This window comes from Bordetella ansorpii, from assembly GCF_900078705.1.
Classification (GTDB): Bacteria; Pseudomonadota; Gammaproteobacteria; order Burkholderiales; family Burkholderiaceae_B; genus Bordetella; species Bordetella ansorpii_A.
The window spans coordinates 701,018-722,941 of record NZ_FKIF01000010.1; the positions used below are offsets into that span (position 1 = coordinate 701,018).

23 protein-coding genes are annotated in these 21,924 nt (G+C 68.1%); 12 read left to right on the top strand and 11 right to left on the bottom strand.

What is annotated here, in order from left to right:
* Positions 1-29: 29 nt before the first annotated feature.
* Positions 30-1,472 (bottom strand): N-acyl-D-amino-acid deacylase family protein, encoded by a 1,443-nt coding sequence (locus A6745_RS27430; protein ID WP_066134712.1) that lies wholly within the window; start codon positions 1,470-1,472, stop codon positions 30-32.
* 15 nt (positions 1,473-1,487) lie between these two features.
* The gene (locus A6745_RS27435) at positions 1,488-2,471 is read right to left on the bottom strand and encodes a Bug family tripartite tricarboxylate transporter substrate binding protein (protein WP_066134923.1); all 984 of its coding nucleotides are present in this window, start codon (positions 2,469-2,471) and stop codon (positions 1,488-1,490) included.
* 133 nt (positions 2,472-2,604) lie between these two features.
* On the opposite strand from A6745_RS27435, the gene A6745_RS27440 reads away from it, so the two are divergent.
* Entirely contained in the window at positions 2,605-3,537 is a 933-nt protein-coding gene (locus A6745_RS27440) for a LysR family transcriptional regulator (protein ID WP_066134715.1), read from the top strand.
* Between the two features lie 269 nt (positions 3,538-3,806).
* The gene (locus A6745_RS27445) at positions 3,807-4,757 is read left to right on the top strand and encodes an N-carbamoyl-D-amino-acid hydrolase (protein WP_082853330.1); all 951 of its coding nucleotides are present in this window, start codon (positions 3,807-3,809) and stop codon (positions 4,755-4,757) included.
* A gap of 169 nt (positions 4,758-4,926) precedes the next feature.
* Here the strand turns inward: A6745_RS27445 and A6745_RS27450 are convergent, their stop codons facing one another.
* The 3 genes from A6745_RS27450 to A6745_RS27460 form a co-directional block, all read right to left on the bottom strand.
* Positions 4,927-5,538, bottom strand: coding sequence for a glutathione S-transferase N-terminal domain-containing protein (locus tag A6745_RS27450; RefSeq protein ID WP_066134718.1), 612 nt, complete (start codon positions 5,536-5,538; stop codon positions 4,927-4,929).
* A 104-nt stretch (positions 5,539-5,642) separates the two neighbouring features.
* Positions 5,643-6,539, bottom strand: a complete 897-nt coding sequence (locus tag A6745_RS27455) for a DMT family transporter (protein ID WP_066134720.1) — start codon at positions 6,537-6,539, stop codon at positions 5,643-5,645.
* Between the two features lie 34 nt (positions 6,540-6,573).
* Positions 6,574-6,951, bottom strand: coding sequence for a DUF423 domain-containing protein (locus A6745_RS27460; protein ID WP_066134724.1), 378 nt, complete (start codon positions 6,949-6,951; stop codon positions 6,574-6,576).
* Positions 6,952-7,036: 85 nt separating this feature from the next.
* On the opposite strand from A6745_RS27460, the gene A6745_RS27465 reads away from it, so the two are divergent.
* Entirely contained in the window at positions 7,037-7,870 is an 834-nt protein-coding gene (locus A6745_RS27465; RefSeq protein WP_066134727.1) for a MetQ/NlpA family ABC transporter substrate-binding protein, read from the top strand.
* A 112-nt stretch (positions 7,871-7,982) separates the two neighbouring features.
* Here A6745_RS27465 and asd read toward each other — a convergent pair whose 3' ends face one another.
* The gene (gene asd, locus A6745_RS27470; protein ID WP_066134730.1) at positions 7,983-8,852 is read right to left on the bottom strand and encodes an archaetidylserine decarboxylase; all 870 of its coding nucleotides are present in this window, start codon (positions 8,850-8,852) and stop codon (positions 7,983-7,985) included.
* 190 nt (positions 8,853-9,042) lie between these two features.
* Positions 9,043-9,600: a hypothetical protein gene (locus A6745_RS27475; RefSeq protein WP_066134733.1), complete on the bottom strand. Its 558-nt coding sequence runs from the start codon at positions 9,598-9,600 to the stop codon at positions 9,043-9,045.
* Between the two features lie 249 nt (positions 9,601-9,849).
* Between A6745_RS27475 and A6745_RS27480 the strand changes: the two genes are divergently transcribed.
* The 3 genes from A6745_RS27480 to A6745_RS27490 all read left to right on the top strand — a co-directional run bounded on the left by A6745_RS27480 (position 9,850) and on the right by A6745_RS27490 (position 12,047).
* Positions 9,850-10,500 carry a DUF2076 family protein gene (locus A6745_RS27480; RefSeq protein WP_066134736.1) on the top strand — a complete coding sequence of 217 codons (651 nt, stop codon included), beginning with the start codon at positions 9,850-9,852 and terminating at the stop codon, positions 10,498-10,500.
* Between the two features lie 117 nt (positions 10,501-10,617).
* Positions 10,618-11,334 (top strand): TerC family protein, encoded by a 717-nt coding sequence (locus A6745_RS27485; protein ID WP_066134737.1) that lies wholly within the window; start codon positions 10,618-10,620, stop codon positions 11,332-11,334.
* A 290-nt stretch (positions 11,335-11,624) separates the two neighbouring features.
* Positions 11,625-12,047 carry a hypothetical protein gene (locus tag A6745_RS27490; RefSeq protein ID WP_231886100.1) on the top strand — a complete coding sequence of 141 codons (423 nt, stop codon included), beginning with the start codon at positions 11,625-11,627 and terminating at the stop codon, positions 12,045-12,047.
* Between the two features lie 130 nt (positions 12,048-12,177).
* Here the strand turns inward: A6745_RS27490 and A6745_RS27495 are convergent, their stop codons facing one another.
* Positions 12,178-13,644 carry an RNA polymerase factor sigma-54 gene (locus A6745_RS27495; RefSeq protein ID WP_066134740.1) on the bottom strand — a complete coding sequence of 489 codons (1,467 nt, stop codon included), beginning with the start codon at positions 13,642-13,644 and terminating at the stop codon, positions 12,178-12,180.
* A 45-nt stretch (positions 13,645-13,689) separates the two neighbouring features.
* Positions 13,690-14,604, bottom strand: a complete 915-nt coding sequence (locus A6745_RS27500) for a sigma-54 interaction domain-containing protein (protein ID WP_066134927.1) — start codon at positions 14,602-14,604, stop codon at positions 13,690-13,692.
* 361 nt (positions 14,605-14,965) lie between these two features.
* Here A6745_RS27500 and A6745_RS27505 point away from each other — a divergent pair, with 361 nt between their 5' ends.
* The 4 genes from A6745_RS27505 to A6745_RS27525 all read left to right on the top strand — a co-directional run bounded on the left by A6745_RS27505 (position 14,966) and on the right by A6745_RS27525 (position 19,397).
* On the top strand, positions 14,966-16,357 hold the full coding sequence (locus A6745_RS27505) for a sigma-54-dependent transcriptional regulator (protein ID WP_066134743.1): 1,392 nt from the start codon (positions 14,966-14,968) through the stop codon (positions 16,355-16,357).
* Between the two features lie 383 nt (positions 16,358-16,740).
* Positions 16,741-18,507: a thiamine pyrophosphate-requiring protein gene (locus tag A6745_RS27515; RefSeq protein ID WP_066134749.1), complete on the top strand. Its 1,767-nt coding sequence runs from the start codon at positions 16,741-16,743 to the stop codon at positions 18,505-18,507.
* 80 nt (positions 18,508-18,587) lie between these two features.
* Entirely contained in the window at positions 18,588-18,959 is a 372-nt protein-coding gene (locus tag A6745_RS27520; protein ID WP_231886101.1) for a DUF883 family protein, read from the top strand.
* Between the two features lie 126 nt (positions 18,960-19,085).
* Positions 19,086-19,397, top strand: coding sequence for a hypothetical protein (locus A6745_RS27525; RefSeq protein ID WP_156513572.1), 312 nt, complete (start codon positions 19,086-19,088; stop codon positions 19,395-19,397).
* A gap of 95 nt (positions 19,398-19,492) precedes the next feature.
* Here A6745_RS27525 and A6745_RS27530 read toward each other — a convergent pair whose 3' ends face one another.
* Positions 19,493-20,473 (bottom strand): SDR family oxidoreductase, encoded by a 981-nt coding sequence (locus A6745_RS27530; protein WP_066134756.1) that lies wholly within the window; start codon positions 20,471-20,473, stop codon positions 19,493-19,495.
* 141 nt (positions 20,474-20,614) lie between these two features.
* Positions 20,615-20,944 carry a DUF883 family protein gene (locus A6745_RS29165; RefSeq protein WP_066134759.1) on the bottom strand — a complete coding sequence of 110 codons (330 nt, stop codon included), beginning with the start codon at positions 20,942-20,944 and terminating at the stop codon, positions 20,615-20,617.
* A 230-nt stretch (positions 20,945-21,174) separates the two neighbouring features.
* Here A6745_RS29165 and A6745_RS27540 point away from each other — a divergent pair, with 230 nt between their 5' ends.
* Positions 21,175-21,447: a hypothetical protein gene (locus tag A6745_RS27540; protein ID WP_066134761.1), complete on the top strand. Its 273-nt coding sequence runs from the start codon at positions 21,175-21,177 to the stop codon at positions 21,445-21,447.
* Positions 21,448-21,628: 181 nt separating this feature from the next.
* Positions 21,629-21,874: a hypothetical protein gene (locus tag A6745_RS27545; protein ID WP_066134764.1), complete on the top strand. Its 246-nt coding sequence runs from the start codon at positions 21,629-21,631 to the stop codon at positions 21,872-21,874.
* Positions 21,875-21,924 lie beyond the last annotated feature (50 nt).

Below are 21,924 nucleotides of genomic sequence, written 5' to 3' on the forward strand. Positions count from 1 at the left end.
TACGCTTGTGCCTGCTTCTATGCCTGCGCCTATGCCGTGGCGCGCGTCAGCACCTGGCCGGGCCGCGCGGCGCCCGTCGACTGGCCGTCCCAGACCTGCTGGCCGTTGACCCAGACCGCGTGGATGCCGCGGCTGGCCTGCACCGGCGACTCGAACGTGGCGGCGTCGGTGACGCGCTCGGGGTCCAGCAGCACCAGGTCGGCCTGGTAGCCCTCGCGCAGCAGGCCGCGCTGCGCCAGGCCGTACTGCTCGGCGGCCAGGCCGGTCATCTTGTGGATGGCCTGTTCCAGCGTCAGCAGTTTCTGCTCGCGCACCATGCTGCCCAGCACGCGGGTGAAGGTGCCCCATTGGCGGGGGTGCGGATGCGGATCGAAGGGCAGGCCGTCGGAACCGACCATCGTCAGCGGGTGCTGGAAGATGCGGTTGACGTCGTCCTGGCTCATCAGGAAGTAGATGGCGCCGGCGGGCGCCAGGCGGGCAAGCGTGGCCTCGTCGTCCAGGCCCAGTTCGGCCATCACGTCGGCGAAGTCGCGGCCGGTGGCCTCGGGATAGCCCTTGGACCACGTCACCATCGTGCGGCTGGCCAGGCGGACCCGGTCCAGGCGCAGCATGGTCGAGGTGGCGGGGTAGGGATGGCAATCCAGGCACACGGGTTGGTTCGCGGCGGCGCGGGTGATGATGTCCAGCGTCTCGCGCGAACGGCCATGGTTGCGTTCGCCAGCCAGCTTGTGGTGCGAGAACACCACGCGGCAATCGAGCGCGCGGCCGATCGCCAGCGCCTCTTCGACGGCGGGGACGATCTGGTCGCTTTCGTCGCGCAGATGGGTCGCGTAGATGCCCTTGACGCCGCGCAGCGGTTGCCCGACGTCGATGATTTCATCCGTCGGGGCGGCCGCCGCCGGCGGATAGAAGGTGCCCGTGGACATGCCGAAGGCGCCGGCCCGCAGGGCATCGTCCAGCAGTTGGCGCATGGCGATGCGCTCGGCCTCGTCGGCGGCGCGGCCGGTATCGGTCATGGCGGCCACGCGCAGCGTGGTGTGGCCGACCAGGGCAATGACGTTGACGGCGGCCGGGGTGGCGCGCAGCGCGTCCATCCAGTCGCCGAAGGTCTTGAAGCGGAACAGCTCGGCGGGGCCGAGCAGGTCCAGGGGCTGGGGCACCGGCGCCGTCACGGCGGGCGCCAGGCTGATGCCGCAGTTGCCGGTCACCACGGTGGTGATGCCCTGCGACACCTTGGGCAGCATGTCGGGATGCGCCAGCAGGTAGCCGTCATCGTGGGTGTGCGAATCGATGAAGCCGGGCGCGAGCACTTGCCCGCTTCCATCGATCACCGGCACGTCCGGCGGTAAGTCGAACGTGCCGATACGGGCGATGCGTCCGTCCGACACGGCCAGGTCGGCCCGGCGCGCGGGCGCGCCGGTGCCGTCGACCAGCATGGCGCCGGTCACGATGAAGTCTGCCTCCAGCCGCATGGTCTTCTTGTGTCCTCAGTCCAGCTTTTCGATCTTGGCTTCGTCGATGATGCGCGCCCACTTGGCCGTTTCGTCGTTCATCAGCTTGGCGAACGCTTCCGGCGTGCCGCCGGCGGGTTCGGCGCCCAGGGCTTCCAGGCCGTCGAGCACGGCCTTTTCCTTCAGGGCCTTCTGTATGGCGGCGTTCAGCGTGGCGATGCGGTCCGCCGGCGTGCCCTTGGGAGCGACGACGCCGCCCCAGGCCACGGTTTCATAGCCCTTCAGGCCGGCTTCGTCCAGGGTCGGCACGTCGGGCAGCAGGGCCAGGCGCTTCAGGCTGCTGACGCCCAGGGCGCGCAGCTTGCCGCTCTTGACCAGGGGCAGGGCTTCGGACGTGTTCGAGAACATGAAGTCCAGGCGGCCGCCCATCAGGTCCTGCAGCGCGGCGGGGCCGCCGTTGTACGGAATGAACATGACATCAACCTTGGCCATGCTCTTGAACAGTTCGCCGCCCATGTGGCCGGTGGTGCCCACGCCCGAGGCGCCGTAGGACATCAGGCCGGGCTTTTCCTTGGCGCGGTCGATCAGGTCCCGCACGCTCTTGACGGGCGAATCCGCGGGCACGATCAGCACGTTGTACAGGTTGAACAGGTGGGCGACGGGCATCAGGTCGGCGTCGACGTCGTAGGGCAGCTTCTTGAACAGCGAGCGGTTCACGGCCAGCGTGTTGATGTTGCCGTAGCCGATCGTGTAGCCGTCGGCGGCGGCGCGCTTGATCTGCATGATGCCGATGTTGCCCGCGGCGCCCGGCTTGTTCTCGACCACGAAGGTGGCCTTCAGGTCCTTGGACAGCTGGGTGGTGAACAGACGCGACAGCACGTCGGGCGAGCCGCCGGCGGCCGACGGCACGATGAACGTGACCGGCTTGCTGGGATAGGCTTCCTGGGCCTGGGCGCCCGTGGCGGCGAGAACGCCGACGACGGCCAGCGCCGTCAGGCCGCGCTTGAAAAATCGATGCATCATGTGTGCTTCCCCTTGGAAATGTTGCAGTGCGAAGAAGCGCAGGTTATCACCGGGCTTGTTTGGGCGATTATCGAAAAATGTATAAAACCTATAATCCCGGGTTATCGATGCAATCAAAAGGAAATCAGGGATGGATGCGCTGGACGAGCCGCGTGACGAGGACGGATCCGCCGCGCGGCCGCTGAATCTGCGCCAGCTCGAAGTGTTCCGCGCCATCATGATGTCCGGCTCGATCAGCGCGGCGGGCAGGGCGCTGCACGTCTCCCAACCCGCATTGAGCCGGGTGCTGGCGCTGACCGAAAGCCGGCTGGGCTATCCCCTGTTCGAACGCGTGCGCGGGCGGCTGGCGCCCACGCCCGAGGCGCGCCGCCTGTTCGCGGAGGTCGAGCAGGTGTACGGCGGCATCCAGCGCGTGAACGACCTGGCGGCCAACCTGGGCCGCAAGGGGGCGGGCATGCTTCGGGTGGTGACCAGCGCCAGTTACGGCCAGCGGCTGGTGCCCCAGGCGCTGGCGCGGCTGCTGGCGCGCAATCCGCGGGCGCGGGTGGATTTCCGCAGCGCCACCTACGATGAACTGGTGGGCTATTTTCTGACGGGCCAGGCCGATCTGTCGATTTCGATGTCTCCGCCCGATCATCCGAGCCTGGATTCCGAGAAGCTGGGCGAGCATGCGCTGGTATGCATCGTCCCGCCCGATCATCCCCTGGCCGAACACGACGTGATCCGGCCCCAGGATTTCACATCCAGCGCATGGATCGGATACCCGCCCGGCACGCCGTTGGGCACGGCGTTGCGATCGTTCTTCGGCTCGGAGCCGGTCATGCCGGCCGCCATCGAGGTGCACTCGCCCGTATCCGCCCTGGCCTGCGTGCAGCAGGGTATAGGGCCGGCCATGGTGGACAGCACCTCGCTGGCCAAGATGCCGGCCGAAGTCACCGTGCGGCCGATCGAGCCCGCCTTGTCCGCGCCCGTCTGGGCCACCCAGTCGAACCTGACGCCGCTGCCCCTGCTGGGCCGGCGCTTCCTGGATGCCTTGCGCGCGGTGCTCGCCAAGCCTGCCTGAAAGACGCGCGCGCGCGCCGGCAAGCGGTTCCTGCCGCCGCCTGCGCGGCGGTAAACCTTTTGCCCTCTCCCGCATCCAATTCCCAGCCGGTCCCGTATGTGGGACCAGGTCAGCGAACAGCCATCGAATTTTGTGGGTATTGCATAACCTGCCGGTATCGCGGCAGAGAGCGCGGGTTTTCGGAAGCGCGCATCCGGGGTTTTACGGCGGCCGCGACACTTGGCATGCTGCGCGCTTGCCGAGATAACGCACTCAAGGGAGAACGAGAGATGGCAGACAAGCGCAAAATGGGTTTGGCCGTGGCGCAGATGGGGCCGGTCCACCTGGCCGATACGCGGGCGATGGTGGTCAGGCGCCTGCGCGACATGCTGGCCGAAGCCCATGGCCGTGGCGCCAGGATGGTGGTGTTCCCGGAACTGGCGCTGACCACGTTCTTCCCGCGCTACTGGATGGAGGACAGCGAGGCCCAGGCCCGCTTCTTCGAGGCCACGATGCCCAACGCCGACGTGCAGCCGCTGTTCGACGACGCGCGCCGCCTGGGCGTGGGTTTCTACCTGGGTTATGCCGAACTGACCCCGCGGGGCGTGCCGTACAACACGGCCATCCTGGTGGACGAGACCGGCAAGATCGTGGGCAAGTACCGCAAGATCCACCTGCCGGGCCATGACGACCACAAGCCCGACGCGCCGTTCCAGCATCTGGAGAAGAAATTCTTCACCGTGGGCGACGAGCCCTTCGGGGTGTGGGACACGATGGGCGCGCGCATCGGCATGGCCCTGTGCAACGACCGCCGCTGGCCCGAGACGTGGCGCATGATGTCGCTGCAAAGCGCCGAGATCGTCGTGCTGGGCTACAACACGCCGTCGGTCAACATCCATTGGCCCGAGCCGGTGCACCTGCGCATGCATCACCACCTGATCACGCTGCAGGCCAGCGCCTACCAGAACTGCGTGTGGGCCGCCGCCGCCGCCAAGTGTGGCTCGGAGGACGGTTTCCACATGATCGGCGGCTCGGTCATCGTGGCCCCCACGGGCGAGATCGCGGCGCAGGCCGTGACCGAGGACGACGAGGTGCTGGTGGTCAACGCCGACCTGGGCCTGGGCGACACCTTCCGCAAGAACGTGTTCGACTTCGCGCGTCACCGCCGTCCCGAACACTATTCGCTGATCACCGAACGCGTCGGCCCCGGCGCCGCGCTGCCGCGCAATCCGATCGAATGACAAGCTGTACGCCATCCGGGCATGGATGGCGGGGTATTGAAAAAGCAAGGCAATCAAGGCAGTCAAGCAAGGCGAAGCAGCACCCGTAGTAAAGCAAGGCAATAAAAAAGAAAACGGCCGGGCGCCATGCCCGGCCGTTATTCTTTCCGCTCCCTGCGAATGGCCCGGATTATTCCAGGCCTTCTTCCTTCAGCGCGGCCTGCACGGCCGGATCGGCCTTCATGCGCTGGAAGTGGGCGGCGATATTGTCCAGGCCGCTCAGGTCGATCTGCTTGGCGTGCGCCCAGCGCAGCACCACGAACAGGTAGGCATCGGCGGCGCAGGGCTTGTCGGCGGCCAGGTAGTCGCGGCCCTTCAACTGGGTGTCGAGCACCGTGAACAGGTTGCGCAGCATCTTGGCGGCCGAGGCGCGCAGTTCTTCCTGGGTGGCTTCGGCGGCCACGTAGCGCGGGGCGCCGAACAGGACCGAGAAGGTCTTGTGCACGTCGGAGTTGATGAAAGCCAGCCAGCGGCGGGCTTCGGCGCGGCCGCGCGGCGAGTCGTTGCCCAGCAGGCCGGCCTTGGGGGCCTTCTCGTTCAGGTATTCGAGGATGGCGATGTTCTGGGTGAGCACCCAGCCGTCGTCTTCCAGGGCCGGCACGGCGCCCATCGGATTGACCGCCAGGAAATCGGTCTTCAGTTTGTCGCGTTCGACCGCCTGCAGTTCGCAGGGCAGGCCGGCCCATTTCGCGGCGATGTGGATGGTCAGCGAGCAGGCGCCGGGCAGGTAGTACAGCTTCATGGGGGAATCCTCTTTGGCGGTGGCAATCGTGTGGGCAATACCGCCCGCCATGGTACGCCTGTGGGAGGCGGCTTGCATGGCGGGCGATGGCGAGGCCGGGCCGGCTAAGCTGCGCCGCCCGCGCGCTTGTGGCGAGGCCGGGCCGCGCGCCAGGCGATGTAGACGCCGCTGCCGGCGATGAAGATCGCGCCCACGCACACCGCCAGCCCTGGCGCGTCGCGCCAGATCAGCCAGCCCAGCAGCGTGGCCCACAGCAGTCCGGTGTAGTCGTAGGGCGCGACCACCGACGCCGGGCCGATGCGGAATCCCTGCGTGATGAAGGTGAGGCCCAGCGTGCTGAACAGCGCCACCGCGCCGAAGCGCGGCAGGTCGGCCCATTGCACGGGCGACCAGAACCAGGGCGCCAGGACGGCGCTGGCCGCCAGTTGCGCGGCCACGATGTAGAACATGGTGGTCAGCATGCCCTCGGCGCCGCTGATGGCGCGCGCGGTGATCATCATCACGGCGTACAGCACCGCGGTGGTCAGCGGCAGCAGCGCCGCTGGCTGGAAACTGGCCGCGCCCGGCTGCACGATGACCAGCACGCCGGCGAACCCCGCCGCCACGGCGATCCATTGGGGGCCGTCGACGCGCTCTTTCAGGAACAAGACCGACAGCGCCGTGACGAACAAGGGCGCGGCGTACGAAATGGCGGTGGCTTCCGCCAGGGGCATGGCCGCGAGTCCCAGGTAGAAACAGCCCGCCGACACCACGTTGATGGCGCCGCGGCCCAGGTGCAGCCAGGGATGCTGCGTGCGCAGCGCCCGGCGTCCGCCCAGGCTGGTGGTGAGCGCCAGCACGAAGGGCAGGGCGATCAGCGCGCGCAGGAAGAGGATCTGCGGCGGGCTGTAGTCCTCGCCCAGCAGCTTGGCCGTGGCGTCGCTGATGGTGAGGAACAGGATGCCCGCGGCCACGCAGGCAATGCCCGCCAACGGCGAGCGTTGCGCGGGGGAGGCGGTCATCGCGTCCCTGAAAGGGCAATGCCGTGGCGCGTCATCATGCGGGCGCCCGCCAGGCGGCCCACGCCACCATGGCCCAGGCGGCCAGGAAGGCCACGCCGCCCAGGGGCGTGACGGCGCCCAGCCAGCGCGTGCCGGTCAGGGCCAGCACGTACAGGCTGCCGCAGAACAGCACGATGCCCACGAACATGACCGTGCCCGCGGTCGACAGCAGCGGCGAGCCGTAGCGCGCCAGCAGCAGGGCCACGGCGAACAGTCCCAGGGCATGCACCAGGTGATACAGCACGCCGGTCTGCCAGACCGCCATCAGGTCCTGCGACAGGACGCCGCGCAGGCCGTGGGCGCCGAACGCGCCGGCACCCACGGCGGCGATCATGTTCATGGCGGCGAGGGCGACGAGTTGTCTGTCGTTCATGAGGGAAATCCAGGGTGGTGGGACTCAAGCCGCCTATGATAGCGGGATCGGGCAACCCGCTCTTTCACTTCCCCGGGAAATTTTCATGTCGCGTGTCCATTCCTTCCTGAGCCGTCTCGGACTTGCCGCCGCCTTGTTCGCGATGGGCGCCGGTGCGCAGGCGGCGTCGCCCCCGCCGCCGCTGCGCATCGGGGTGATCGCCAGCGTGGCCAACCAGGCGACCGAACTGGCCATCGAAGAAGCGCGCAAGCAGGGCCTGGAGGTGAAGCTGGTCGAGTTCAGCGACTGGGTGCTGCCCAACATCGCGGTGGCCGACGGCTCGATCGATGCCAACTTCTTCCAGCACGAGCCTTTCCTGCAGTTGTTCAACAAGAGCCGGGGCGCCGAGCTGGTGCCGGTGGCCTATGGCTACTCGACCACCATCGGGCTGTTCTCGAAGAAGCTGAAGCGGGGCGACACGGTGCCGGAGGGCGCGACCATCGCCGTGCCCAACGACCCGGTGAACACGGGGCGCGCGTTGCTGCTGCTGCAGTCGGTCGGCCTGCTGAAGCTGCGTGAAGGCACGGGCCACCAGGCCACGCTGCAGGACGTCGTGGCCAATCCGCGCAAGCTGCGCCTGGTGCAGCTCGAAGGCTCGCAATCGGCGCGCACGTTCGACGACGTGACGGCCTCGGTCACCTACACGACCTTTGCCAAGCACGCCGGCATCGACGAAAAGGATGGCCTGGCCTTCGACAACACCGATCCGGACACCATCAGGCGCTACGCCATCCGCTGGGTGGCCCGCGCCGACCGTGCCGGCGATCCGCGCCTGCGCCAGTTCATCAGGATCTATCAAGAGTCGCCGCAGGTGAAGGCCACGCTGCGCAAGCTGTATGGCGACCTGATCGACTTCCCCTGGGAAACGCCGGCGCGCTGAAGCGGGCGCGGAAGCGGCCCGCCTGGCGGCCTTCGGCGCCAGCGTGATGACGCAGCCAGCGTTCCGGTCCGGCGAGCGCCGCGCCCGTGCCGCCTGAATGACGGCGCGCCGCTCAGGCCGGCAGGCCGAGCAGTTCGCCCATGCGCACCGCGTGGCCCGCCACGGCGGTATCGCCGGCCCAGCGCACGCGATTCTTGCCGAACAGCACGACCACGGTCGACCCCAGCAGGAAGCGGCCCATCTCGGCGCCCTTGTCCAGGCGCACGGGAACGGCAGCGGCCGGATCGTAGCGGGTGGTTTCCACCCGGTTGCGGTGCGGCGCGATGCGGCCGGCCCATACGGTTTCCATGGACCCGACGATCATCGCCCCCACCAGCACCAGCGCCATCGGGCCGTATGCCTCGGTGTCGAAGAGGCACACCACGCGCTCGTTGCGCGCGAACAGGCCCGGCACGTTGCGGGCGGTGAGCGGGTTGACCGAGAACAGCCGGCCCGGCACGTAGATCATCTCGCGCAGCGTGCCCGCCACCGGCATGTGTACGCGGTGGTAGTCGCGCGGCGACAGGTAGATGGTGGCAAACGATCCGCCTTCGAAGGGTTGCGCGCGCGCGGCGTCGCCGCCCAGCAGATCGGTCAGGCCGAACGCGTGGCCCTTGGCCTGGAAAATCCGGCCCTGCTCGATGGCACCCAGCTGGCTGATGCCGCCATCGGCCGGACAGAGCACGGCGCCGGGCGCATGCGAGGCCGGCCGCGCGCCATCTTTCAGGGCGCGGGTGAAGAAGGCATTGAAGTTCTCGTAGGCCAGGGGGTCTTCGAGCAGCGCCTCGCTCATGTTGACCCCGTAGTCGCGCACGAAATTGCCGATCAGCCGGTTTTTCAGCCAGGGCGTCCGGTTTTCGGCGAGCACGCCGGCCAGGCGCGAAACCAGGTGGTGCGGCGCCAGGTACTGGCTGGCCAGGAAGAGCGAGTCTTTGATGGGCATCGGGCTTGTCATGGACGGCGCGTCGAAGGCGCTCGACCCGGCAGTGTAACGTGGGCAGCCCGTCGTGGCATGGCCTGCCTGGCCACGCCCCGCATGGGGACAGTCTGTATGGATGGGCGGCCGCTGGGAATGCCAGCTTGCGGAGGGGCAAAGGCGGCAGGGGCGCGGCACCCGCGCCAACCGGTCGGTGTCAGGGTTCCGGCGCGTCGGTCGGTTGCGCGCACAGCGGCTGCGTGGCCGCCGCGAGGGCGTCGTCCTCGGGCAGGGTGCTGGCGCTGGCGAAACGGTCGGCCAGGTACTCGATGTGGGCATCGCCCGGGATCTTGGTGATGCGGTCGCGCTGGATGTGGCGGCCAATGAGGATGGGACGCCGGGCGGCCGCGTTCTGCAGCAGCACCGACAATACACAGCCCTTGTCCTGGATCCAGTTGGGCTTGCCGCGCAGCAGGCGCAGCGCGTTGTCGGGCGTGCCCAGGCGAAAGTTGATCCCGCTGAACTGCGTGCTGCTGCGTCCGTCGAACAGCACAGGAGACAAGTCGGTGATGGCGGCCGCGTCGAGGTTGTTCGTCTCGTGCTGGACGCGGTAGACGAATTGCACGCCGCTTTGCGGATCCTTGACGACAATGAGCTTTTCGGAGCCTGATACGTCGGACAGCATGCCGATGACGACGGATTCGACGAGTTGGTTGCCGCGCTGCTCTTCCGTGTAGACAAAGATCGTGCGCGTAGGGCTGGCGTTGTTGCTCATGGGGCTCGCTTCAAGGATTGCTGGCGCGTGACGTCTGTGCCGGCCAGGCGATTCTAGCCCAAGCCTGCAAAAGTGTAACCAATTTTACCAAATCAATGACGTGATCGGCCCGAGGAATGGGTTGAACTTTTGCGAGGTTGAAAGTTCTTATTCAGGTTTTTGTAAGAAAGGCTAAACTGGCGCCCTTTGGCGGCACCGGGGCGGCCTGTCCACGGCGGCAGTTGCCGGCATGCATATGAGGAGTCTTTCATGAATCAACAGGACCGCGACGCGATCGAAAGCATTTTCACCCGCCTGCAGGAAGTCGAGCGCCAAGGAGCGCCGCGCGACGGGGAAGCCGAGCGATACATCGGCGACCGGCTGGCGGCCCAGCCTGGTTCGGCCTACTACCTGGCCCAAACCGTCATGGTGCAGGAGCAGGCCCTGAAGGCGGCGCAGCAGCGCATCGCCCAACTCGAGGGCGCCCAGCAGGGCCAGCCGCAAGGGCAGGGCGGCGATTCGGCCCGCGGCTTCGCGCCGCTGGGCGGGGCGCAGGGCTTTGGCCGCAATGTCGGGGCGCTGGGTGAGCGCGGCGGCGCCACGCCCGGCACGGGCTTCGGCGGCGCGCCGGGCGCCGCGGCGCCGGCCGCTCCCGCCAGCGGCCTGTCGGCTGGCTTCGGCCGCAGCGCCGGTGGCGGAGGGGGCTTCCTGGCGGGCGCCATGCAGACGGCGGTGGGCGTGGCCGGCGGCATGATGCTGGGCAGCCTGCTGGGCGGCATGTTCGGGGGCAACGATGCCCATGCCGCGCAACCGCCCGCCGACCCCGCGCCCGACGCCGCCGCCGATGACGCCGCCAGCGACCCGTCGTCGGGTTATGACGACGGCGGTTTCGACGACGGCGGCGGTTTCGACGACATCTGATTCCGCGGGTACGCGGTGGCGGGAAGCCGTCCGGCGTGCCCGCATCCTGCGGCCGGTCTCCATGGCGCAGGCCGGCCGCCCAATCTTAAAAGCACAAGATATTCCGGGAGGTAAGACGTGCTCGAGTTTCTCCAGACCCTGAGCTGGGCGGCGGTATTCCAGATCATTCTCATCGACATCCTGCTGGGCGGGGACAATGCGGTCGTCATCGCGCTGGCCTGCCGCAACCTTCAGCCCAAGCAGCGCATGCAGGGCATTCTGTGGGGCACGGCTGGCGCCATCGGCCTGCGCGTGGTGCTCATCGCCTTCGCGCTGACGCTGCTGACCATCCCGTACCTGAAGGTCGTGGGCGCGCTGCTGCTGCTGTGGGTGGGCGTGAAACTGCTGATTCCCGAGGACGAGAACCACGAGGTCAAGGGTGGGGCTTCGATCTGGGGCGCGGTCAAGACCATCATCGTGGCCGACTTCGTCATGAGCCTGGACAACGTCATCGCCATCGCCGGCGCCGCGCAGGGCGCCGACCCGGATCACCAGATCGGCCTGGTGATCTTCGGCCTGGTCATCAGCGTGCCCATCATCATCTGGGGCAGCACGCTGGTCCTGAAGCTGATCGACCGCTATCCGCTGGTGATCACCTTCGGCGCCGCGCTGCTGGGCTGGATCGCCGGCGGCATGCTGGTCACCGACGTGGTCGTGGTCCAGCACTTCGGCGAAGTGTCTGGCGTCGCGAAGATCGCCGCTGAAGTCATCGGCGCGCTGCTGGTGGTCGGCCTGGGCCGTTTCTTCGGCAGCCGCAAGAAATCGGCGGCCATCGAGGCCCCCAGGTCAGCGTGATGCCGATGGCCGGCGGCGCTCGCCGCCGGCAGGCATGAGCAGCTCGCGGGGACGCGGAATCCCGCTGCACGGGCGGTTCGTCATCGGGCGAGCCGCCCGTTTCATCGTCCAGCGAAGATCGCGCCCTGCGCTGGCGTCGTCTGAAGATCATTATTTGCATGCGCCGGTAAATTCCTCAGGGACCCGGACCACGCCGCCCGCGAGCCGGCCCGTGTTCCCTGGGAAGGTCCTTCATGGGCACGCGGCTTGCGGATAGGAGTGCTCCGTTCAATCTCCCAAGGAGCCTGCTCATGAGATCCCGGAAATATCTGAATGAAGTCCTCGCCGCTGCCATGGTCGCTGGTGGCCTGATGATGGGCGGCGCCGCCGCCGCGCAGACCTCCTCGACGCAACCCACTGCCAACCCGCCGATCACGCCGTCCATGACGCCGAACGATACGACGGCCACGCAGCCGGGCACCGCGCCCGCGCCGGGCCGCCAGCCCGCCGCGCCGACCGATGCGCCCGCCGGCGGTCCGCCCACGCAGGGCAAGAGCAGCACGGGCTCGTGGTCGTCCAGCAATAACGCTCACATGAGCGGCCAGGGCACGCCCACCACCGGCACCACGATGAGCCCGCGCCACCGCGAGGCCAACGACAATCTGCCGACCCGTCAGCAGAACCCCGGTGGCTCGCCGCCCGCGGGCTATCCGAATACCGGCGGTTCGAAGTAATACCCCGGCCGGCGCTGGCGGACCACCGCCACGCCATGACAATGGCGCTCCTCGCGGGGCGCCATTGTCTTTGGGGGGGGCACACTTCGGCGGCAGGGTGGCCGGGCCATCCCTGCCGGCCGGGTCCCGCTCAGCCCTGGCGCCGCATTTCGGCCGGCGGCACCTTCATCTGGATGCGGTACTTCGACACGGTGCGGCGCGCCACCACCACGCCGTTGCTGGCCAGGCGCTGCGCCAGCACCACGTCCGACAACGGCGTGCGCGGATCTTCCTCGTCGATGTATTCCTTGATCAGCGCGCGCACGGCGGCCGCCGAGCACGACCCCCCGGTATCGGTGCTCAATTCGCGCGAGAAGAAATGGCGGAACTCGAAGAGCCCGCGCGGGGTGATCATGTACTTGTTGGCCGTGGCGCGCGAGACGGTGGATTCGTGCATTTCCAGTTCGTCGGCCACGTCGCGCAGCATCAACGGGCGCAGGGCCACGTCGCCGTATTCGAAGAAGGTCTGCTGGCGGCGCACGATGGCCTCGGCCACGCGGCGGATGGTGATGTAGCGCTGCTCCACGTTGCGGACCAGCCAGCGCGCTTCCTGCAGCTCCTGCGCCATGGGGCTGCGCTCATCCATGCGGGCGCGGTGGAACAGGTCGGCGTAGGTGCGGTTCAAGCGGGCCTGCGGCATCGATTGGCGGTTGGCCACCACTTGCCAACGTCCACGCACCTTGCTGACGATCACGTCCGGGACCACATAGTTGGGCGCGTCGGAAGCATATTGGCGGCCCGGCTTGGGATCCAGGGTGCGAACGAGTTCGCAGGCGCATTGCACCGTGTCGGCGTCCACGCCCAATGCCCGCTGCAGGCCGGCAATGTCGTTGCGGGCCAGGCGGTCGAGGTTGCCGCGCACGATGCCCAGCGCGGCATCGCGAATGTCCCCCGGCACGTCATCGCGCGCATACAGCTGCAGCGACAGGCATTCGGTGAGGTCGCGCGCGCCCAGGCCGGGCACGTCCAGTTGCTGCACCAGCTTCAGGGCGGCGGCCCATTCGGCGGCGTCGGGCGCGGGATCGAATGCGGCCGAGCCGGCCAGTTCTTCCATGCTGGTGTGCAGATAGCCGTCCTCGTCGAGCGCGTCCACGATGAACTCCGCCAGCAGCCGGTCGCGTACCGTCAGGGGGTAATTGCCCAGTTCGCCCGACAGGCGCTGGCGCAGCGACACGGGGGCGGCGATCCATTGGCTGAGATCGGCAGCCGGGCCTGCGTCGTTGCGGACATGGGTGGGGTAATCGCCAGAATAGGCCGACCCCTCGGCCTGGGGCAGGGGCGAGTCGGCAAAGTCGGCTTGCGGCTCGGGGGCCGCCTCGGGGGCAGGCGCGGCGGCCCCGTCTTCCGATGCGGTCTCCTGGCCGTCCTGCGCGGAGGCGGCGCCATTGCCGTGCTCGGCATCCTCGCCGTCTTCCAGGAAGGGATTGGTTGCCAATGCATCCTGCACGGCGGTGGTGAACTCTAGCGCGGACATCTGCAGCAGCCGGATGGACTGCTGCAGGCGCGGGGCCAGCAGGGTCTGCTGGCGCATGCGAAGTTCTTGTGCTGCGTGTGCCACGGTATCTCCTCGCTTTACGGGTGGCGGGCGCGGAAAGGCGCTTCTTCAGGCCGCGCCCTGAGCATCCAGCCCGTAGGCGTTCAGTCGGTTGTAGAGGGTCTTCAGGCTGATGCCCAGGGTGGCGGCCGCGCGCCGCTTGTCTCCGTGGTGCAGGTTCAGCGTTGCGCGGATCAGTTCGCGTTGCGCCTCGTTCAGGGGCGTACCGACCGCGAAGGCCAGCGAATCGGAGCCGGGATCGAGGGCCGGTGCACGCACGGACGGGACGAGTTCATAGTGCAGCACGTCATCGCACATCAGGTAGGCCCGTTGCACAACGTTGCGAAGTTCCCGAACGTTGCCGGGCCAATCGTAGGCGTCCATGCTTTCCAGCAGGCGCTTGCCCAGCTTCTTGTTCGAGTCGTAGCGGCGGTTCAGGTCATCCAGCATCTGCTGGGCCAGATACGCAATGTCCTCGCGGCGTTCGCGCAGCGGCGGCACGCGCATGGGAATGACCAGCAAGCGGTGCAGAAGGTCTTCGCGCAGGCGCCCCTGCGCCACGGCTTCCTGCGGATCGCGGTTGGTGGCGGAGATGATGCGTACGTTGGTGCGCAGCACGTCGGTGCCGCCCACGCGGCGATAGGTGCCGGTCTCCAGCACGCGCAGGAAGTGCGCCTGCATGTCGATAGGCATTTCGGTCAGTTCGTCCAGGAACAGCGTGCCGCCGCTGGCGTGTTCGAAATAGCCGGGCGTGCGGGCCAGGGCGCCGGTGAAGCTGCCTTTCTCGTGACCGAACAGTTCGGCGTGGGCCAGGCTGGAACTCACTGCGCCACAGTTCAGGGCAATATAGGGGCCCTCGCGGCGGTCGCTGGCGGCGTGGATGCGTTGGGCGATCATGTCCTTGCCGGTGCCGCTCTCGCCGACGAGGAAGACACTGGCATCGGTGGGCGCGGCGCGCGTCACCAAGGCCTGCAGGTCGCGCATGGCCGGACTGCGGCCCAGGGCGATGGCGTCGGTGGCGGTATCCTGGCGGGGCGGGGTATCTTTCAGCATGCGGCACATCCTAGGGGGCGGCGGGTTGCAGCCCTTCAGCAAATCTTAGGCCCAAGCGCATGCGAAACTGAGACCAAATGCAAGTAAGCGAAAACGTTCGTCCCTTGTCTCGATTGTTTACGTCCGAAAAGAGATCGCCGTTGTACGCTGGAAGTCCGACATTCAAGGCCGGCGCGTGGCCGGCTGTTCAGACGCTTTTATTTCGCTCCGGATTTCACTGATCGTCCGTTCGATGGACACGGCGAGGTCCGCCACCGCAACACTATCCAGGCTCAAGCGTTACGGAGTATCAATGCCTCATCTGTTGATCGTCGACGATGATGAAGATGTACGGGAAGTCCTGTCGGAGATCGCCCGGGAAAGCGGCTACTCGGTGGCCGGCGCCGCCTCGTTGAAAGAGGCGTACCTGCAATTCGAGCGCCATCTGCCCGATCTGGTCCTGACCGACGTGCGCCTGCCCGGCGCCAGCGGCATGGACATTTTCGAGAAGATTTCCGGCGCCAGCGTGCCGGTGGTCGTCATCACCGGCTATGGCAGCCTCGACAGCGCCGTCGAAGCGCTGCGCTGCGGCGCCACCGATTACCTGGTCAAGCCGGTCTCGATGGAACGCCTCCAGCAAATTCTGGACCGCGTGGCCAGCCAGGCGGGCGAGACCTCGGCCAGCTGGGGGGCACAAGAGCCCGGCCGGCTGGGCCCGCTGGTGGGCGCCTCTGCACAGATGGAGCAGCTCTACCAGCAACTGCGCCGCGTGTCGCCTACCGACGTCACGACGATGCTGGTCGGCGAAAGCGGCACCGGCAAGGAACTGGCGGCCCAGGCGGTGCATGCGCTCAGCCCGCGCCGCAAGGAAGCGTTCGTGGCGGTGAACTGCGGCGCGATTTCACCCAACCTGATCGAAAGCGAACTGTTCGGCCACGAGCGGGGCAGCTTCACCGGCGCGGAGCGCCAGCACAAGGGCTACTTCGAGCGGGCAGACCGAGGCACGCTGTTCCTGGACGAAGTCACCGAAATGCCGCTGGACCTGCAGGTCAAGCTGCTGCGCGTGCTGGAGACGGGCCGCTTCATGCGGGTAGGCACCAACAAGGACATCGCGTGCGATGTGCGCGTGGTGGCGGCCACCAACCGCGATCCGGAGCAGGCCGTGCGCGATGGGCGCCTGCGCCAGGATCTGTATTACCGGCTCAGCGTGTTCCCCATCAACCTGCCGCCGCTGCGCGACCGTGGCGACGACGTGCTGTTGCTGGCCGACCGCTTCCTGGATGCGCAGAATGCCGAGCACGGCACGTCCAAGCGATTCTCCGACGCGGCCAGGCAGGCCATTGCCTCGTACTCGTGGCCGGGCAACGTGCGCGAACTGAAGAACTTCGTGCGGCGCGCCTACATCATGGCCGACGGCGTCGAACTGCAGGCCGATACCTTGATGCCGCAGGTTTCGCCCGGCGCCGGCCGCGACCAGGCCTCGGGCCGCATCACCGTGCCGGTGGGCGTGACGCTGGCCGAGGCGGACCGCCGCCTGATCCTGGCGACGCTGGAACGCTGCGGCGGGGTGAAGAAGCAGGCGGCCGAGGTGCTGGGCATCAGCGCCAAGACGCTCTACAACCGGCTCGAAGAATATGAGTTGTCGGGCTATGCCACGGATGACGACAAGGACGCGTCCGACGCGGCTGGCAAGGAACGCGGCTGAGGCTTCACGGGTTGGACCAGAAGGGCGGCGGGCCGGTGGGGCCGCCGCCCTTTGTCACGTCAACGGTGCGGTCGAACGACCTTGGCGAGTGCCGGATCGTCCAGCATGTCCAGGCGCTGCATCACGTTGAGCGATTCGCCGTCCTTGCCTTGGCAGGATCTGGCCAGATGGGCCTGAACCAGCGGCCAGGATAAGGAGTTACGGGCAGATTTCCTATGACCGGAAAAGCGGCGTTACGCGGATTTTCCTGGCGTTACGTGGGCCGGCGGCGCCGATCGGCCCAACTCGGCGGCATGGTCTTTGCTGAGGCTCCGGATCGCACCCGATGTACATGCCCGTGGCTTGGCGGTCATGGCGGCGGGCGCGTTTTCCTGGAGTACCGCATGGACACTGTTTCCGATTTCATCGTGCGCCGGCTGGCGCAATGGGGCATCCGCCGCGTCTTCGGCTATCCGGGCGACGGCATCAACGGCATGATGGCGGCGCTGGGGCGTGACGACCACGGCATCGAATTCGTGCAGCCTCGCCATGAAGAGGCCGCGGCCTTCATGGCCTGCGCGCACGCCAAGTTCACGGGCCAGGCGGGCGTCTGCCTGGCCACTTCCGGCCCCGGCGCCATTCATCTGCTCAACGGCCTGTACGACGCCAAGCTGGATCACCAGCCGGTGGTGGCCATTGTGGGCCAGCAGGCGCGCAGTTCGCTGGGCGGCGATTACCAGCAGGAGGTCGATCTGGTGTCGCTGTTCAAGGACGTGGCGCACGACTTCGTGCAGCAGGCCGCCGACGCCACGCAGGTAAGGCACCTGATCGACCGGGCGCTGCGCATCGCGCTCGAACGCCGCGCCGTGACGTGCGTGATCCTGCCCAACGACGTGCAGGAATTGCCCGCCGTGGAAAGCCCGCCGCGCGAGCACGGCACGGTGCGCACAGGGATTGGCGTCACGTCGCATGCCGCCGTCCCCAACCGGCAGGCCCTGGAGAATGCCGCCGATATCCTGAACCGCGGCGAGCGCGTCGCCATGCTGGTCGGGGCGGGCGCCTTGGGCGCCGGGGCCGAGGTGCGGGAAGTGGCCGAACTGCTGGGCGCGGGCGTGGCCAAGGCCCTGTTGGGCAAGGGCGTGGTGCCCGACGATCTGCCGTACGTGACCGGCGCCATCGGCCTGGTGGGCACGCAGCCCAGTTGGCATCTGATGAACGAGTGCGACACGCTGCTGCTGGTCGGCACCTCGTTCCCGTACGGCGAGTTCCTGCCCCCGGAGGGGCAGGCGCGCGCCGTGCAGATCGACGTGGACGGCCGCAACCTGAACCTGCGCTACCCGGTCGAGGTGGGCCTGGTGGGCGACAGCCGGATGACGCTGTCGGCCTTGATCCCGCTGCTGCAGCGCAAGGAGGCGCGCAAATGGCGCGATCAGATCGAGGGCCGCGTGGCGCGCTGGTGGAGCACCCTGGAGGCGCGTGCCCAGGTGGCGGCCAAGCCCGTGAATCCGCAGTTGCCGTTCTGGGAGCTGTCTTCCCGGCTGCCCGACGACAGCATCATCGCCTGCGATTCGGGTTCGGCGGCGAACTGGTACGCCCGCGATGTGAAGCTGCGGCCCGGCATGATGGCGTCCTTGTCCGGCGGGCTGGCCACCATGGGGTGCGCCGTGCCGTATGCCCTGGCGGCCAAGCTGGCGCATCCGCACCGGCCGGTGATCGCGCTGGTGGGCGATGGCGCCATGCAGATGAATGGCATCAACGAACTGATCACCATCGCGGACCGCTGGAAACAGTGGCAGGACCCCCGGCTGGTGGTGCTGGTGCTGAACAACGGCGATCTCAACCTGGTGACCTGGGAGCAGCGTGCCACCTCGGGCAGTCCGCGCTATGAGGCGTCGCAGTGGCTGCCCGCCTTTCCGTATGCGGCATATGGCCGTCTGCTGGGGCTGGAAGGCATCCAGGTGGACAAGCCCGCGGAGGTCGGGCCGGCATGGGACCAGGCGCTGCGGGCGGACCGGCCGGTCGTGCTCGAGGTGCGAGTGGATCCCGAGATGCCGCCCTTGCCTCCGCACGTCGAGTTCAAGCAGGTCAAGGCCTATCTGCGGGCGTTGCAGGCCGATGCCAAGGGTGGCGAGGCCATGCGGGCCACCCTGAAACAATGGTGGGCGTCGTAGGACGAGGCAGGCCGTGTCGCCTCGGGGCCGGGCATGCCGCTTGCTGACATGGCCGGTTCACGCACGGCCATAGCGGGCCCGTGCGCAACCTGCAGAAGGAGAATTCGATGTTTTTTCGTGAAGACCGTGTTGCCGAGTCCCGTCGCCGCGTCAAGCGCAGTCTGCGCGATCTGACCGACAGTGCCGACGACCTGCTGCGCGCAACCGCCTCTTATGGCGGCGCCGAGATGGAAGTGGCCCGCGACCGGCTGAAACAGCAGATGGAGCGTGCCCGCGAGCACGCGGGCGGCTGGGAGCGCAGCGCGCTCGACAGCTATCACCGCATTGCGGATTCGGCGGGCACGTATGTGCAGCAGAACACCGGCAAGATCGTCGGCGTGGGCCTGGCGGTGGGTCTGCTGGCGGGGATCTTCCTGATGTGCAGCGGCAGCGGCAACGGCCGCCGGCGTTGAAGGTGCAGGGGCGCTGACCCGCGGGCCACGCCCCTGTTGCACGCTCTGTAAGAAGTTCATCGCGGCGCGGCGCCTGCCGGTACTGAACCGGCTTGCGCCGCGCCACGTTGGAAAGGAGAAGACGCCATGCGCGAAGAAGACACGAGCGGTAAATCAGGCGGCACGCCGGCGGGCACGGGCGATCCGAAGCAGCCGCGCGAGAAGTCCGCCGGACATGAGGAACACACGCGGCAAAGCGGAAATTTCGGCGCCGACGAACCGGATTACGGGCGGGCGCCAGGGGAGAAACCCAATCCCGGCCAGGGCGGCCAGGCCAATCCCAAGGGGCCGGAGTACGAGCAGGGAGGGCGGTATCCCGGCGCGCAGCAAGGCAATGGCGGCAAGGATGGGGGCACGGGACAATCCGATCCCGCCCATGGACGCCAAGAGCGCGGTTAGCGCGGCGCCGCCCATCGGCTTGGCAGGGCAGGCGGCCCGGACGGCAGAGGCGGTGCCCCCGTCGTCGTCCGGCCCCGCCGGATACCCGGCGGCCCCTAGAACCCCGGCGATCCGGTGATCGGCAGCACCAGCCCCGTGATGTAGCTGGCGCAGGCATGGCTGGCCAGGAAAACATAGGCGGGCGACAGTTCTTCCGGCTGGGCTGGCCGGCCCATCGCGGTGTTCTTGCCGAAGTTCTCGACCTCGTGCGCCGGGCGGTCGGCGGGGTTCAGGGGCGTCCATACGGGCCCCGGCGCCACCGCATTGACGCGTATGCCGTGCGGCGCGAGGTTCGCGGCCAGCGACCAGGTGAAGGCGTGAATGGCGCCCTTGGTGCTGGCGTAATCCATCAGCGCGCCGTTGCCGCGCAGCCCGGTCACGGAGCCGGTATTGATGATCGACGAACCGATGCTCAGGTGCGGCAGGGCCGCGCGGGCCATCTGTACGTAACCGAGGATGTTGGTGCGGAAGGTCTGGTCCAGCCTTTCGTCGGTCAGGTCCAGCAGCGATTCGGCATGTTCCTGGAAAGCGGCGTTGTTGACCAGGATATCGAGCTTGCCGAGGTCTTTCACCGTGCGCGCGACGGCTTCGCGGCAGAAGGCGGGATCGCGCACGTCGCCCTGGATGGTCAGGCAGCGCCTGCCTTCCTGCTCGACGTGCCTGGCGGTTTCGCGGGCGTCGGTATCCTCGTCCAGGTAGACGATGGCGACGTCGGCGCCTTCCCGGGCGTACAGCACCGCCACGGCGCGGCCGATGCCGGAATCTCCTCCCGTGATCAGCGCGACCATGCCGTCCAGCTTGCCGCTGCCTCGATAGCCGGGCGCCAGGAATTGCGGGGCTTCGTCCAGGCGGGCTTCGAGACCGGGCTTTTGCAGATGCTGGGCGGGCAGCGGCGGAACCGGGCGGCCGCCTGAAGGCGGCTGGGTCTGGCCTGCGCCGCCGCCCTGGGTGGCGGCGTCGCGCGCATCCTGCTCGCGCTGGATCTTGCGCTGGGTGTCGGCGGTGGGCGGGGTGGGCGGGCCTTGCCTTGGTGCCATGGGAAGCTCCTTTGCGTGGGGACGATACGTACGCCGCCGTTCGCAAGGCCTATGCCCATTCGCCGCAGGAGAAAGCGGGAGCGGGACGCGGCGCGGGTCCGCGACGGACCCCGCCGGCCCGCTCCCGTTCCGCGCGGGTCGTCAGTTGCGGCCGATCAGCATCCCGACCAGCAGGCCGATGCCCGCCGCGGCGCCCAGGGATTGCCAGGGACGGTCCTGCACGTAGTTCTCGGCGCATTGCCGCGCTTCATGGGCCAGGTCGGTGGTGCTTTCGGACAGCGCGTCGAAGGCGGCGCGGGTCTTGCCCAATTGCGCCTGCACGCGGGCGCGCAGGGTTTCCACGTCGGTGTGGCTGCTGTCGTTGAGGATGGCGTCCAGCTCGTCCAGCCATTGCTGCTGGCGGGCGGTACGGCTGCGCAGGGTGCGCATGCCGTCGTCGGAGAACGGCGTGGCTCGATCTTGTAGGTCCATGGAGGCTCCTGGGTCGGAAGCGGCCGGTGCGCGGATTTTGCACGGGCCGGTAGAAAGTTCCGGCGATACGGCGTGAGCGGCCGATGCCGGGCGGACAGGGCGGGGCAGGGGGCGCCGCCGCCGGGCAGATGATGGAGCAAGCAGCGGACCCGCGGGTACGCGGCGTGCTTGCATTCGGAGAACGCCAGCGCCCCGGCCTTTCCAGGGCGCGGATTCAAGGAGGACTTGACATGACATCGCCCCCCCGCGCCGCCAAACCCGCCGGGCCGTCCGCCACGCCGCAAACGGACAAGGAAGGAAAGCCCATGCCGCAGAGCCAAGGCAAAGTGCTGCCGCCCGCAGGACCCGTGACGGTTCCCAATCAGCCCAAGCCCGTTCCCCGGCAACAGGACGAGGCCGCGGCGCAGGGCCGGGCTCGCGCCGATGACAGGACGGAATCCAATTGGGCGGACGGGTCGGCCCCGCAGCCGCGCGCGAAGAATGCGCGGTCGGTGTTGTTCTGAGGGAGGCGAGCCTGGCGGGCGGGACCTGCCGCGCGGCGTGAAGGCGGCATCAACGAGAGGGCCGGTCGCCAGGAGACAGGCACGGCGCTTGCGAAAGTTTCGGCTCGCCGGCGCGCCACGTGGAATCGAGCGCGCAGCCCTTTCTACTTCGTACTCCGGTTCGATCATGACGAGGTGAAAAATGTACAAGCAGATGCGCAGCCACGTTCCTCCCCCCCACGAGCCCGAAATGCCCGATCCGCCTCCGGGCGACCTGCCCGTGGAGCCGGATACCGACAATCCCGACATCGATCTGCCGCCGCCCGATGAAGTGCCGGGCTCGCCCAGGCGCGCCCATGGCCGGCCGGGCGGGAACCATCATCAGGACCGCCGTGGATCGGGCCTTTATCGAATGCGCCTGGTGCGCGGGCGGGCGCACTCGCTCTGAGGCGTGACGCGCCCGCGCCCGTTGCAGGAGATGCCTGGCCGAAAAAGGCC

Coding starts and splice junctions, on each gene's coding strand:
- A6745_RS27430 (WP_066134712.1), bottom strand. CDS start 1,472: ATGCGGCTGGAGGCAGACTTCATCGTGACCGGCGCCATGCTGGTCGAC.
- A6745_RS27435 (WP_066134923.1), bottom strand. CDS start 2,471: ATGCATCGATTTTTCAAGCGCGGCCTGACGGCGCTGGCCGTCGTCGGC.
- A6745_RS27440 (WP_066134715.1), top strand. CDS start 2,605: ATGGATGCGCTGGACGAGCCGCGTGACGAGGACGGATCCGCCGCGCGG.
- A6745_RS27445 (WP_082853330.1), top strand. CDS start 3,807: ATGGCAGACAAGCGCAAAATGGGTTTGGCCGTGGCGCAGATGGGGCCG.
- A6745_RS27450 (WP_066134718.1), bottom strand. CDS start 5,538: ATGAAGCTGTACTACCTGCCCGGCGCCTGCTCGCTGACCATCCACATC.
- A6745_RS27455 (WP_066134720.1), bottom strand. CDS start 6,539: ATGACCGCCTCCCCCGCGCAACGCTCGCCGTTGGCGGGCATTGCCTGC.
- A6745_RS27460 (WP_066134724.1), bottom strand. CDS start 6,951: ATGAACGACAGACAACTCGTCGCCCTCGCCGCCATGAACATGATCGCC.
- A6745_RS27465 (WP_066134727.1), top strand. CDS start 7,037: ATGTCGCGTGTCCATTCCTTCCTGAGCCGTCTCGGACTTGCCGCCGCC.
- asd (WP_066134730.1), bottom strand. CDS start 8,852: ATGCCCATCAAAGACTCGCTCTTCCTGGCCAGCCAGTACCTGGCGCCG.
- A6745_RS27475 (WP_066134733.1), bottom strand. CDS start 9,600: ATGAGCAACAACGCCAGCCCTACGCGCACGATCTTTGTCTACACGGAA.
- A6745_RS27480 (WP_066134736.1), top strand. CDS start 9,850: ATGAATCAACAGGACCGCGACGCGATCGAAAGCATTTTCACCCGCCTG.
- A6745_RS27490 (WP_231886100.1), top strand. CDS start 11,625: ATGAGATCCCGGAAATATCTGAATGAAGTCCTCGCCGCTGCCATGGTC.
- A6745_RS27500 (WP_066134927.1), bottom strand. CDS start 14,604: ATGCGCGACCTGCAGGCCTTGGTGACGCGCGCCGCGCCCACCGATGCC.
- A6745_RS27505 (WP_066134743.1), top strand. CDS start 14,966: ATGCCTCATCTGTTGATCGTCGACGATGATGAAGATGTACGGGAAGTC.
- A6745_RS27515 (WP_066134749.1), top strand. CDS start 16,741: ATGGACACTGTTTCCGATTTCATCGTGCGCCGGCTGGCGCAATGGGGC.
- A6745_RS27525 (WP_156513572.1), top strand. CDS start 19,086: ATGCGCGAAGAAGACACGAGCGGTAAATCAGGCGGCACGCCGGCGGGC.
- A6745_RS27530 (WP_066134756.1), bottom strand. CDS start 20,473: ATGGCACCAAGGCAAGGCCCGCCCACCCCGCCCACCGCCGACACCCAG.
- A6745_RS29165 (WP_066134759.1), bottom strand. CDS start 20,944: ATGGACCTACAAGATCGAGCCACGCCGTTCTCCGACGACGGCATGCGC.
- A6745_RS27540 (WP_066134761.1), top strand. CDS start 21,175: ATGACATCGCCCCCCCGCGCCGCCAAACCCGCCGGGCCGTCCGCCACG.
- A6745_RS27545 (WP_066134764.1), top strand. CDS start 21,629: ATGTACAAGCAGATGCGCAGCCACGTTCCTCCCCCCCACGAGCCCGAA.